Source organism: Dethiothermospora halolimnae, assembly GCF_037577855.1.
In the GTDB taxonomy this organism is placed as follows: Bacteria; Bacillota; Clostridia; order Tissierellales; family VENL01; genus Dethiothermospora; species Dethiothermospora halolimnae.
In genome coordinates this window covers 1-11,587 of record NZ_JBAKFX010000082.1, presented here as the reverse complement: position 1 = coordinate 11,587, position 11,587 = coordinate 1, and the positions used below count along the sequence as shown (strand labels likewise).

Annotated in this window: 16 protein-coding genes; 15 read left to right on the top strand and 1 reads right to left on the bottom strand. The window is 30.0% G+C overall.

Annotation, left to right across the window (positions count from 1 at the left end):
• Window positions 1–203 precede the first annotated feature (203 nt).
• The 12 genes from ftsY to V6137_RS19275 all read left to right on the top strand — a co-directional run bounded on the left by ftsY (window position 204) and on the right by V6137_RS19275 (window position 8,724).
• Window positions 204–1,175: a signal recognition particle-docking protein FtsY gene (gene ftsY, locus V6137_RS19330; protein ID WP_425449604.1), complete on the top strand. Its 972-nt coding sequence runs from the start codon at window positions 204–206 to the stop codon at window positions 1,173–1,175.
• Window positions 1,176–1,250: 75 nt separating this feature from the next.
• The gene (ylxM, locus tag V6137_RS19325; RefSeq protein ID WP_425449603.1) at window positions 1,251–1,631 is read left to right on the top strand and encodes a YlxM family DNA-binding protein; all 381 of its coding nucleotides are present in this window, start codon (window positions 1,251–1,253) and stop codon (window positions 1,629–1,631) included.
• Window positions 1,631–2,974, top strand: a complete 1,344-nt coding sequence (ffh, locus tag V6137_RS19320; protein WP_425449602.1) for a signal recognition particle protein — start codon at window positions 1,631–1,633, stop codon at window positions 2,972–2,974. The genes ylxM and ffh overlap by 1 nt, the downstream gene beginning before the upstream one ends.
• 26 nt (window positions 2,975–3,000) lie before the next feature.
• A complete protein-coding gene (rpsP, locus tag V6137_RS19315; RefSeq protein ID WP_425449601.1) occupies window positions 3,001–3,264 on the top strand; it encodes a 30S ribosomal protein S16 in 264 nt (87 codons plus the stop codon).
• Window positions 3,265–3,289: 25 nt separating this feature from the next.
• On the top strand, window positions 3,290–3,520 hold the full coding sequence (locus tag V6137_RS19310; RefSeq protein WP_425449600.1) for a KH domain-containing protein: 231 nt from the start codon (window positions 3,290–3,292) through the stop codon (window positions 3,518–3,520).
• Window positions 3,521–3,621: 101 nt separating this feature from the next.
• A complete protein-coding gene (rimM, locus tag V6137_RS19305; protein ID WP_425449599.1) occupies window positions 3,622–4,122 on the top strand; it encodes a ribosome maturation factor RimM in 501 nt (166 codons plus the stop codon).
• Window positions 4,119–4,853, top strand: a complete 735-nt coding sequence (trmD, locus tag V6137_RS19300; RefSeq protein ID WP_425449598.1) for a tRNA (guanosine(37)-N1)-methyltransferase TrmD — start codon at window positions 4,119–4,121, stop codon at window positions 4,851–4,853. The genes rimM and trmD overlap by 4 nt, the downstream gene beginning before the upstream one ends.
• Window positions 4,854–4,951: 98 nt before the next feature.
• Window positions 4,952–5,299, top strand: coding sequence for a 50S ribosomal protein L19 (gene rplS / locus V6137_RS19295; protein WP_425449597.1), 348 nt, complete (start codon window positions 4,952–4,954; stop codon window positions 5,297–5,299).
• A gap of 214 nt (window positions 5,300–5,513) precedes the next feature.
• Window positions 5,514–6,365: a ribosome biogenesis GTPase YlqF gene (ylqF, locus tag V6137_RS19290; protein ID WP_425449596.1), complete on the top strand. Its 852-nt coding sequence runs from the start codon at window positions 5,514–5,516 to the stop codon at window positions 6,363–6,365.
• 152 nt (window positions 6,366–6,517) lie between these two features.
• The gene (locus V6137_RS19285; protein ID WP_425449595.1) at window positions 6,518–8,086 is read left to right on the top strand and encodes a hypothetical protein; all 1,569 of its coding nucleotides are present in this window, start codon (window positions 6,518–6,520) and stop codon (window positions 8,084–8,086) included.
• A 4-nt stretch (window positions 8,087–8,090) separates the two neighbouring features.
• Entirely contained in the window at window positions 8,091–8,375 is a 285-nt protein-coding gene (locus V6137_RS19280; protein ID WP_425449594.1) for an EscU/YscU/HrcU family type III secretion system export apparatus switch protein, read from the top strand.
• Window positions 8,365–8,724: a YraN family protein gene (locus V6137_RS19275; RefSeq protein ID WP_425449593.1), complete on the top strand. Its 360-nt coding sequence runs from the start codon at window positions 8,365–8,367 to the stop codon at window positions 8,722–8,724. Before V6137_RS19280 ends, V6137_RS19275 begins: the two co-directional genes overlap by 11 nt.
• A gap of 108 nt (window positions 8,725–8,832) precedes the next feature.
• Here V6137_RS19275 and V6137_RS19270 read toward each other — a convergent pair whose 3' ends face one another.
• Window positions 8,833–9,291 (bottom strand): putative ABC transporter permease, encoded by a 459-nt coding sequence (locus V6137_RS19270; protein ID WP_425449592.1) that lies wholly within the window; start codon window positions 9,289–9,291, stop codon window positions 8,833–8,835.
• Window positions 9,292–9,642: 351 nt separating this feature from the next.
• On the opposite strand from V6137_RS19270, the gene V6137_RS19265 reads away from it, so the two are divergent.
• The 3 genes from V6137_RS19265 (at window position 9,643) to V6137_RS19255 (ending at window position 11,414) form a co-directional block, all read left to right on the top strand.
• Window positions 9,643–10,164: a peptidylprolyl isomerase gene (locus tag V6137_RS19265; protein WP_425449591.1), complete on the top strand. Its 522-nt coding sequence runs from the start codon at window positions 9,643–9,645 to the stop codon at window positions 10,162–10,164.
• Window positions 10,165–10,229: 65 nt separating this feature from the next.
• Complete coding sequence (locus V6137_RS19260) at window positions 10,230–10,874, top strand: HAD family hydrolase (RefSeq protein ID WP_425449590.1); 645 nt, start codon at window positions 10,230–10,232, stop codon at window positions 10,872–10,874.
• 156 nt (window positions 10,875–11,030) lie between these two features.
• Window positions 11,031–11,414 carry a hypothetical protein gene (locus tag V6137_RS19255; protein ID WP_425449589.1) on the top strand — a complete coding sequence of 128 codons (384 nt, stop codon included), beginning with the start codon at window positions 11,031–11,033 and terminating at the stop codon, window positions 11,412–11,414.
• The last annotated feature ends 173 nt before the right edge of the window (window positions 11,415–11,587 follow it).

The following is an 11,587-nucleotide window of genomic DNA, read 5'->3' as shown; positions in this document are numbered from 1 at the left end:
AGATTTAAGAGAAAAGAGAAGAAATAAAAGAAAAGATAGAACCAGTTGAAGAGAAAGAAGAGGTTAAAGAAAGTGAAGCTGTAGAGGAAGTAAAAGAGCAGGAAGAAGTAAAGGAAGATATAGAACCGGTTGAAGAAATAAAAGAAGAGGAAGTAGAAGTAATTGAAGAGACTAGAGAAGAAATAAAAGAAGATATAGTAGAGGTGAAAGATGAAGTAATAGAGGAAGAAGTTGAGGAAGAACCTGAGAAGAAAAAAGTAAGTTTATTTGGAAGATTGAAGAAGGGGTTAAGTAAGACCAAAAAGGGGATAACCGATAAGATTGATGGAGTACTTAAATCTTATAGAAAAATTGATGAGGATCTTTTTGATGATTTAGAAGAGGTATTAATAACAGCTGATATAGGTGTAAATACCACAATGCGAATAATTGATGATGTTAAAGATAAGGTAAAGGAGAGAAAAATACAAGATCCTTCTGAAATAATGGAGCTATTAAAGGAAGAATTAAAAGAAATACTAACTGAAGTTGAAGACAATAATAGTCTAAATCTTGAACCATCCCCTGCTATAATATTAGTTGTTGGAGTTAATGGAGTTGGAAAAACTACTACTATAGGCAAATTATCATCAAGACTTAAAAGGGATGGCAAAAAAGTATTAATAGCGGCAGGGGATACTTTTAGAGCTGCAGCTATTGAACAACTTGAAGAATGGTCAAATAGGGCTGGAGTTGATATAATATCCCACCAAGAGGGAGCAGACCCTGCCGCGGTAATATATGATGGTATACAGGCAGCTAAGAGTCGTAAATCCGATGTATTAATATGTGATACCGCTGGTAGACTTCATAATAAGAAAAATCTTATGAATGAGTTAAATAAAATATTCAGAATAGTTGATAGGGAATATTCTGAAGCAACTAAAGAGGTATTACTGGTTGTGGATGCAACAACTGGACAAAATGCTATATCACAGGCAAAGGTATTTAAAGAAGCTTGTAATGTTTCCGGTATAGTATTAACAAAACTTGATGGTACAGCAAAGGGCGGAGTTGTGCTAGGTGTTCAAGCAGAACTAAACGTTCCAGTTAAACTGGTTGGAGTAGGAGAACAAATAGATGATTTACAGGATTTTGATCCAAATGATTTTGTAAATGCTATTTTTGAAGAATAGTGTTGACAAATTCCTATTTATATTATAGAATACATCTGTCAAGAAAAAAACTTTACACTGATTTGGTGATTATTTATGTTTGAAAAAGTAATACAAATAGGATTGTTATTTGACTTTTATGGAAAACTATTAAGTAGTAAACAATATGAAGCAATAGAGCTTTATTATGTTCATGACTTATCCTTAAGTGAAATAGGAGAACAATTAGATATTAGCAGGCAGGGGGTTCATGATTTAATAAAGCGGGGAGAAAAGAGACTGAATACCTATGAAGAAAAGTTAGGTTTAGTAAATAAGTTTAATAGCAATAATAAAAAGATAAAAAAAATATTAGACTGTGCCAATGAGATTAATAAAGATATAGATGGTTTTAGAAAAGACACTATTTGTGATAATATATTATATATAGAAAAGTTAGCTACTGAGATATTAGAAAGTAACCAGGAGGTTAAATAATGATATTTGAAGGATTAGCTGAGAAACTTCAAGGTACTTTAGGTAAATTAAAAGGAAAAGGAAAGCTATCGGAAAAAGATGTAAAGGCAGCCATGAGGGAAGTTAAGTTGGCACTACTTGAAGCCGATGTTAACTTTAAGGTTGTTAAAAAGTTTGTAAAAAATGTTAGGGAAAGAGCTGTAGGTAAAGAGGTAATGGAAAGTCTTACACCGGGACAGCATGTTATTAAAATAGTAAATGAAGAACTTACTAAATTGATGGGAGAGACGGAATCGAAAATAGAATTTGCATCTACTCCCCCAACAGTTATAATGATGTGTGGACTTCAAGGGGCAGGTAAGACTACCCATACTGCGAAACTAGGTAAGCTTTTGAAAGGTAAGGGAAAAAGACCCTTATTAGTAGCCTGTGATGTTTATAGACCTGCTGCAGTTAAACAGCTTCAAAGAGTAGGAGAGCAAGTTGAAGTTCCGGTGTTCTCTATGGGAGTTAAACAGAATCCCGTTGATATAGCCAAAGCATCGGTTGAACATGCTAAAAAGCATGGTAACGATGTTGTGATAGTGGATACGGCAGGTAGACTTCATATAGATGAACAACTGATGGAAGAACTACAAAATATTAAATCAGAGGTAGATCCCAATGAGATACTATTAGTTGTTGATGCTATGACAGGACAAGATGCAGTTAATGTTGCCCAGTCCTTTAATGAAACCTTAGAGATAAGTGGTGTTATATTAACCAAATTAGATGGTGATGCCAGAGGTGGTGCTGCCCTTTCAATAAGATCTGTTGTTGAAAAGCCAATCAAATTTGTTGGTATGGGAGAAAAATTGGATCAAATAGAAACATTCCACCCAGATAGGATGTCATCAAGAATACTAGGTATGGGTGATGTATTAAGTTTAATAGAAAAGGCCGAAGCCAATTTAGATGCTAAAAAGGCTATGGATCTTGAGAAGAAGTTAAGAAATCAAACATTTACTTTTGATGATTTTCTAGATCAATTGGAGCAAATGAAAAACCTTGGACCATTGGATCAAATATTAGAAATGATTCCTGGGGTAAATTCAAAGCAAATGAAAAAGTTAAATGTAGATGATAAAGAACTTGTAAAAATAGAAGCTATAATACAATCTATGACAAAGGAAGAAAGGCAAAATCCTTCTGTAATAGATGGTAGTAGAAGAAAAAGAATAGCTAAGGGTAGTGGAACCACTATTCAAGATGTTAACAAGTTATTAAAACAGTTTAAGGAAACTAGAAAGATGATAAAGAGATTTTCTAGTATGGAGAAAAGCATGAAGAAAAAGGGTAAATTCAAAATGCCTTTCTTCGGCTAGATATTCATTTAAAGGAGGTGAAAAACATGGCTGTAAAAATAAGACTAAAAAGAATGGGTGCTAAGAAGAAACCTTTCTATAGAATAGTAGTTGCTGATTCTCGTTCACCAAGAGATGGTAGATTTATTGAGGAAATAGGGTACTATAATCCTATAACTGAAACTAAAGAAATAAAGATAGATGACGAGAAAGCAGTTAAGTGGTTAAAGAATGGTGCAAAGCCAACACAAACTGTTGATGGTTTATTTAGAAATAATGGTATATATGAGAAGTTTGAAACTTCAAAATAATTAATTCCTGTCAGGGGGTGATGAGATGGGTGAATTAGTGGAGATAATTGCTAAATCCCTTGTAGACAACCCAGATGCGGTTGCTGTTAACGAGGTAGAAGGAACACAATCTGTTATTATTGAGTTAAAGGTAGCCCCAGAAGATATGGGAAAAGTTATAGGAAAACAAGGAAGAATAGCTAAGGCAATAAGAACTGTTGTTAAGGCCGCAGCTATAAAGGATAATAAACGAGTAAACGTTGAAATTATTCAATAAAATAATAATTTAACCCCTACAATATTGTAGGGGTTAAATTATTATTTTTCTCTATTGGATATAATAAATAATAAAAGAAATATATATGGTGGTGTAAAATAATGACAAAACATATTCAGGTTGGTAAAATAATAAATACCCACGGTATAAAAGGTGATGTTAAAATAATGCCATTAACTGAAGATAAAAATAGATTTAAAAAATTAGAGTATATTTATATTGAAGGAATAGAAGAGAAGATGTTTATAGAAAAAGTATGGTTTAAGAAGAATTTTCCAATACTAAAGTTAAAGGGTTATAATAATATAAATGATGTTTTAAAATTTAAAGAAAAATATCTATTAATAGATGAGACACAGAAAGTGGAGTTATCTGAAGACGAATATTTTATATATGATATGATAGGATTAGAGGTATATGATAATGAAAAAAATAAAATAGGGGTTATAAAAGATGTGTTAAAACCTGGAGCAAATGATGTATATGTAGTGAAAAATGGAAATAAAGAATATCTAATTCCAGCGGCAAAAGAATTTATAAAAAAAGTTGATATAGAAGCTGGAAAGATGATAATCCAGCCTATTGAAGGAATGATAGAATGAAAATAGATATATTAACATTGTTCCCAGAGATGTTTAGTGCCCTTGAGCATAGTATAATTGGAAGGGCCATGGATAATAATATTTTATCTGTGAACTATGTAAACATACGGGATTTTTCTCAGGATAAACATAATAGGGTAGATGATTATCCCTTTGGGGGAGGGCCAGGGATGGTTATGAAGCCAGGACCTATAGATAGAGCCTTAGAAAGTGTAAAGGGAGAAGATGCTAGGGTGGTCTACTTAACACCAAAGGGAAAGGTTTTTAATCACTCTATGGCTAAGGAACTAGCTCAAGAGGATCATCTGGTCTTAATATGTGGACATTATGAAGGGATAGACAATAGGATTATAGAAAACTATGTGGATGATATGATATCCATTGGAGACTATGTATTAACAGGAGGAGAAATAGCTTCTATGGTTTTGGTTGATTCCATTGGTAGACTTGTACCGGGAGTTTTGCCTAAGGAAGAATCATATATGGAAGAGTCCCATTATGGTGGTATATTGGAATATCCCCAATATACTAGACCAAGGGAATATAATGGATTATCAGTACCCGATATTTTACTATCGGGAAATCATAAAAAAATAGATCAGTGGAGACACTATCAAGCACTAAAGAATACATATATAACTAGACCCGATTTATTAGAGAGTTATAAATTAACAAAGGAAGATAAAATTATCCTTAATAAGATAAAAGATGAATTATCAAAGGAAAAATAGTTGTAATGTTTGTCTCTATATGGTATAATTACTATGGCAAAACGGGCGGTCCTCTGTTTAGTTGGCAAGAACGTCTATGAAGAGGGGAGGTTAAAAACATGGATATAATCAAACTAATAGAACAAGAACAAATAAAAAGCGATTTACCAGAGTTTGGTGCAGGTGATACAGTACAGGTTCACTACAGAATCAAAGAGGGTGACAGAGAGAGAATTCAGGTTTTCGAAGGTACTGTACTTAAAAAGCAAGGTGGTAGTTCAAGAGCTACTTTCACTGTAAGAAGAATTTCTTACGGAGTTGGAGTTGAGAGAACTTTCCCATTACATTCACCAAAAATCGAAAAATTAGTAGTTACTAGAAGAGGTAAAGTAAGAAGAGCTAAGCTTAACTATCTAAGAGATAGAGTAGGTAAGGCTGCTAAGGTTAAACAAAAAAGAAATTACTAATATTGATATAAAATATGGGACTGATATCAGTCCCATATTTTATTATAAAGTTTTTATGTATGTTTAATTACTTAGAAAAATTAATTTTTTATAAAAAAATTAACTGGTTATAATAAAATAATATAAGAGTTATGTTTCTTGCACTTCCCACAGAACAAAGAAGCGACAAAGTGGCCTTTGTTCTATTGATGAAAAAAATAAAGTAGGTGGTTATATGAATATAAACTGGTATCCAGGACATATGAAAAAAACTAAAGAAGCTCTACAAAAAAATCTTAAGCTTGTAGATGTAGTCATAGAGTTATTAGATGCTAGAATCCCAATGAGCAGTAGAAATCCTGAAATAGATAATATTGTTGGGGATAAAAATAGAATTATAATATTAAATAAGAGGGACCTAAGCGATGAAAATCTTAATAATATATGGGTAGAATATTTTGATAAAAAAGGTATAAAAACTATACTAATAGATGCCACTAATAAAAAAGATATAAAAAAACTTATTAATACCATAAAGGAGTCGATGAAAGAAAAAATAGAAAAATTAAAGAGTAAGGGAATTAAAAATAGACCTATTAGGGCCATGATAGTAGGGATACCCAATGTAGGTAAATCAACCCTAATAAACTCTTTAGCAGGACGGAAAAGTGCCAAGACAGGAAATAGACCGGGAGTAACAAAGGGAAACCAATGGATTAAACTAAAGGGGAATTTAGAGTTATTAGATACACCGGGGATACTCTGGCCTAAATTCGAAGATCAAAAGACTGGTTTGAACCTGGCCTTTACAGGGGCTATTAAAGATGAAATAATGGATATAGAAACTTTAGCATTAAGGCTAGTTGAAAGGCTAATAAAGAATGCATCTAAAGACTTAGAAAATAGATATAACATAGAAGTAGGGGAAGCAGAGCCATTGGGAGTGCTAGAAGAAATAGCCGTTAAAAGAGGGGCTATTATGAAGGGGAAAGAGGTTGACTATACAAGAGTAGCCCATATCCTATTGGATGAATTTAGAAGGGGAATAATAGGTAGAATTACAATAGAAACTCCAGAAGATTTATAATAAATGCCAAATATTAAATATTAGATATCATAGATAGGATAGCCTTTATTTATCTAGATATTTATTATTTAGTATTTGGCATTTTATATATTAAACAAAATTAACGACTTATTCGATAATAATAATAATAGTATTTTAAATGGAGGATTAATATGGAAATCAATTCCCTTTATGGACAAAATATCAATATAAATAAATTAAGTAAAAAATTAAATATAGAAAAAGGAGATATACTTAGGGGTAAATTAGTTGAAATATTAAAAAATAATATAACTATTAAGTTGACTAATGGAGAATATATTAATGGTAAAACGGATATCTCATTAAACGACTTTAAAGGAGATATTTTAAATTTTTTAGTAAAGTCTGTTGATAATAAGTTAATTATAAGTCCCATGTTAGATAGTGGAAATAATGAAAATATAAAAAATATTAGTGAAGATGATTTTATAAGAAATGTTTTAAAGAATAATAACATACCTTTAAATAAGAAAAACGGTGATATAATAAAGTCACTATTAAAATTTAAGTTGCCCATCAATAGTACTACAATAAAAAACACAATAAATATAGCAAATAAACTTGAAAATTTAGCCAATATAAATGGTAATAGGCAAGTAAAGATTAACCCTTTATCTAATGAAGTATTTACATCTGATATAAAGGATATAATTAGTTTATCAGTGGATAACAATAAAGTTCAATATAGACCTTTAACAGGAAGTGAACTTATTGATATAGGGGGAAGAAGTTTAAATAAAAATATTCTTTCTTTAGAAGGTGGACATGACAATATAAATGAAGGTATTAATAATTTTAAAGAAGGTAATAATGTATTACATATAGATACTAAGGATAATATAATAGAATCTAAGATAAGTAAACTACAAGACTTAATTACGGATAAAAAGATATCTAATTTGGATAGTAACTTAGATGATACTTTAAAGACAATACTACCCAATAATAAGGTAACTTCCCAAGTATTAAAAAGAATAGGATTTATGATGAAAAATGATATAGAAATATCTATGGAAAAATTAAAGTTTCTAACAGATATAGTAGAAGGAAAGGACTTTATTGAAGATGATATAAAAAAAATGATATCTAATCTAGAGAATGATAAAGATATACCTAAAGAATTAAGAGATAAATTTAAAGTTAATATAAAAAATTTATCAAGTAACATGGATAAGGAAAGTATAAAAAATGAAATAAAAGAATTAAGGGACCTAACAAAAAATATTAAAACTATATTAGAAAGTAATAGTGACAAGTCTAATAAAGTCAACGTAGACATTGATAATATAAATAATAAATTACAATTTTTAAATGAACTAAATAATAATAGTACCTTTGTTTATATACCTTTTAAAACCGATATAAAAGAGGTTTTTAATAAAATATATGTATTAAATAAAAAGAAGAATAGTAAAAAAATAGATAACTTTAAAGTATATATGTCATTAAATACAGAAACTCTAAAAAAGGTAGATATAATATTAGAAACTGTAAACAAGGATATAAAACTAACATTTAATCTAGAAAACGATAAAATTATAGATTATTTTAAAAAAAACAGTGAAAAAATAGAAAAAATGCTTTATGCCCATAATTACAATAATGTCTATACTAATTATATATTGAAAGGGGATAGAGATCCCATTGACATGATAGAAGAGGATAGGTTTGATAATTATATAGTAGATATAAAGGTGTGATTAAATGTCTAAAAAAAAGAAAAGGAAAATAGCGGCGGCATTAAAATATGATAAGGATGACATTGCTCCAAAGGTAATAGCAAAAGGCTTAGGTCTAACGGCAGAAAAAATAGTGGATAAGGGAAAAGAAGAAGGAGTAGAGATATGGGAAAACCATGAGTTAGCAGATGAATTGATAACATTAGAGGTAGGACAAGAAATCCCAGAAGAACTCTATACAGTTGTAGCAGAGATAATGACCTTTGTATATCAATTAGATAAGGAAAAGAGTGAAGAATATGTTTACTAATAAAAGAGTAAAAGGAAATATCGGAGAAGATATAGCTATAGAATACTTAGAAAAAAATGGTTATAAAATAATTGATAGAAATTTTTCAAGTCGTTTTGGAGAAATAGATATAATAGCTAGAAAAGATTATATAGTTGCATTTATAGAAGTTAAAACTAGAAGTAGTATAAAATATGGGAATCCTTATGAATTTGTTGATAAAAATAAACAGCGAAAAATAGGAAAAACAGCATTATACTATATAAAAATAAATAATTTAATAAATACTCAATTTAGTTTTGATATAATGGAAGTTTTCTTAAAAGAACAAAATAAAATTAACCATATAAAGGATGCCTTTTGGATATAATAGGTTTATATATTCACTTCTTTAAGGCTATGGCCGATGAAGTGATCTAAAGTTTAGTTGTTGAGGGATTTATAATCCCCCAACTTATTTTAAATATTAAATTTAAATTTATTCCATACTTTCATTTTTCTTATCTTTATTAAACACTTTCTTATCTAAAAAATCATGATATTTTTCAAATAGCAATCCAGCTATAAACCAAGCAGGAAAATAATCAAACCTTATATACCCAAACAAAGTGAATTTTGTTTTTGTAAGGTAATTCCATGGACATGCCCCAACAACTTTATCTAAAAAGAAACCTGTTGAAAACTCTATTAAGTAAATTAAAGAGACCCAAATTAAACCCCTTATAAAAAAGTTTTCCCTCCTTATTCTATCATGTATTGGCTCAAAGAAAACTCCCAAACCATATATGAAAAACATCCATAGGTAAGTTCGACTTGTTAATGATATATCTCCTGAAAATAAAGAACCGAAACCAGTCCAAAAAGTTTCCAATAGAAGACCTGATAAACCATATATTATATAGTGAGTTAACATAAGTTTAGTATTAGTTACATACAATAAAGTATACCAAATAACAAGATGTAATATTTTCTAACAAAAAAATATGGAAATGTCGCTATTTGACTATTACCCAGGCAATTATTAAGGAACAAAGGTATCTTCGATTCCTCTTTGTTCTGTGCAGAGTGCAAGGATCAGAGTACAGGGGGTTTTCGATTGAATGTTATGGAGAAAATTTAAAAAGTATGTACAATTGCTAAATATATTCATTTAAAGGTTTCATAATATTTTTATTAAATAAAATAGAAACTATACTTAATTTCTGATAAAATAACTATATACATAAATGATTATGTTATAGCTTAAATTAGTATAAGGCTATAATTAAAAAAAGAAAGGAAGATTTAAATGACTAAGAATCCTATAGTAACTATTGAAATGGAAAATGGAAACGAAATCAAGGTAGAACTAATGCCCCATATAGCACCAAACACAGTAAATAACTTTATATCCTTGATAGAAGATGACTATTATAATGGACTTACTTTTCATAGAGTAATACCAGGGTTTATGATACAGGGAGGATGTCCTGATGGAACTGGTTCCGGTGGACCTGGATACTCTATAAAAGGAGAGTTTAGTGAAAATGGTCATACAAACAACTTAAAACATGAAAAAGGAGTTATTTCCATGGCAAGAACCATGGTACCGGATTCAGCTGGATCTCAATTTTTTATAACAGTGGCTAATACGCCCCATTTAGATGGAAAATATGCTTCCTTTGGTAAAGTTTTAGAAGGGATGGAAGAAGCTCAGAGAATAGTAAAGGTAAATAGAGATGGAATGGATAAACCATTAGAGCCACAGGTTATGAAAAAAGTAACGGTAGAAAGAAATGGTTATGAATTTGATAAAGTAGAAAAATTATAATTTGTAATTTGAAATTCTAAAAGGGACAAGAGCTTGTCCCTTTTAGCTATTAAGGGGGAAGTTTTGTGTTAGATAACATTGAAGCTGTTATATTTGATTTAGATGGAACATTAATAGATTCCATGTGGATATGGAAGGAAATTGATATTCAATTTTTAGAAAAAAGAGGTTTAGCATTGCCAGAAGATTTGCAGCGGGAAATAGAGGGAATGAGTTTTACTGAGACAGCTAAATACTTTAAAGATAGGTTTAAGTTAAAAGAATCCATTGAGGCTATAAAGGCAGAGTGGGATATTATGGTTTTAAATTATTATAAAGAGAAGGTAACTCTTAAGGAAAATGTTAGAGAAATAATAGATAATTTAAAGTCCAGTAACATAAAGCTAGGTATTGGAACTAGCAATTCTAAAGATAGAACTATAGATATATTAAAAAAATTTGGCTTGTTAGAATATTTTAGTTCCATAAGGACCTCCTGTGAAGTTAATAAAGGAAAACCCAATCCCGATGTTTTTCTAAAAGTAGCTGAAGATTTAGAAGTGGCTCCTGAAAAATGTTTGGTATTTGAAGATACTTATGCTGGAGTATTAGCTGCCAAGAGGGCAGGCATGAAGGTATATGCCGTTGAAGATGAATCATCAATTGATTATAGAGAAGAACTTATAGAGTTAGCCGATGGATATATTAGAAAATATGAAGAAATGGCATAGAAAATTTTTAGACCTGCATACGTACAGGTCTTTATTACTTTAAACAGATGAATAGTGATAAAGCCCCTTAGTAAATATAATTTAGGAATAATACTATGATGATAACAATATAATAGAATAAACATAATTTTAGAACAAGCTTAAAGGGGGAGTTTTATGGAAGTAAACCAATATATGTGGTGTAAAACAGGATATCTAGGCAATAATATATTATGTTCTAATAACAAAAGTAGTTTATCTAAAATAATATTTGGAGGAGCTTCAAAGTTAGACCAGGATGAAAACTGGAGGTTGAACTTTATCTTTGTTGAAGGATACTTAGGAAAAAATAAAGGAAACTTTTACAGTAGTAATATGGAAGTAAAAGTTAAAAAAGGTGATAAAATAAGATTTGAAAATTATTTAGGTATAACGGAAAAAATTAATGTGGAATATTCAGCTGGAGATGATAGAAGCTACAGTCGTTTTTTTCCAGTAAAATATATAAAAATATTATCGATACAAACAGATTCTATAAGGTATGAAGTACATTGTAAATGAAGGCAATAGTTACTTAAAAAAATAGAAATCAAAGTGTTACATATAGGGGGCTGTCGGGAAATAGACAGTTAATAAAAAATAGTATAATGGATATCCATTATATTATTTTTTTATGCAAAAAAGAAAAAAAGGAAGGTTAAAAATAACCTTCCCATTTCCGTTATATAATATGA

What these genes read in the sequence shown, in the direction of transcription:
- V6137_RS19285 (WP_425449595.1), top strand. Translation starts at nt 6,518, where the DNA reads ATGGAAATCAATTCCCTTTATGGACAAAATATCAATATAAATAAATTA.
- ylxM (WP_425449603.1), top strand. Translation starts at nt 1,251, where the DNA reads ATGTTTGAAAAAGTAATACAAATAGGATTGTTATTTGACTTTTATGGA.
- rimM (WP_425449599.1), top strand. Translation starts at nt 3,622, where the DNA reads ATGACAAAACATATTCAGGTTGGTAAAATAATAAATACCCACGGTATA.
- V6137_RS19255 (WP_425449589.1), top strand. Translation starts at nt 11,031, where the DNA reads ATGGAAGTAAACCAATATATGTGGTGTAAAACAGGATATCTAGGCAAT.
- ylqF (WP_425449596.1), top strand. Translation starts at nt 5,514, where the DNA reads ATGAATATAAACTGGTATCCAGGACATATGAAAAAAACTAAAGAAGCT.
- rpsP (WP_425449601.1), top strand. Translation starts at nt 3,001, where the DNA reads ATGGCTGTAAAAATAAGACTAAAAAGAATGGGTGCTAAGAAGAAACCT.
- ffh (WP_425449602.1), top strand. Translation starts at nt 1,631, where the DNA reads ATGATATTTGAAGGATTAGCTGAGAAACTTCAAGGTACTTTAGGTAAA.
- trmD (WP_425449598.1), top strand. Translation starts at nt 4,119, where the DNA reads ATGAAAATAGATATATTAACATTGTTCCCAGAGATGTTTAGTGCCCTT.
- rplS (WP_425449597.1), top strand. Translation starts at nt 4,952, where the DNA reads ATGGATATAATCAAACTAATAGAACAAGAACAAATAAAAAGCGATTTA.
- V6137_RS19310 (WP_425449600.1), top strand. Translation starts at nt 3,290, where the DNA reads ATGGGTGAATTAGTGGAGATAATTGCTAAATCCCTTGTAGACAACCCA.
- V6137_RS19275 (WP_425449593.1), top strand. Translation starts at nt 8,365, where the DNA reads ATGTTTACTAATAAAAGAGTAAAAGGAAATATCGGAGAAGATATAGCT.
- V6137_RS19265 (WP_425449591.1), top strand. Translation starts at nt 9,643, where the DNA reads ATGACTAAGAATCCTATAGTAACTATTGAAATGGAAAATGGAAACGAA.
- V6137_RS19280 (WP_425449594.1), top strand. Translation starts at nt 8,091, where the DNA reads ATGTCTAAAAAAAAGAAAAGGAAAATAGCGGCGGCATTAAAATATGAT.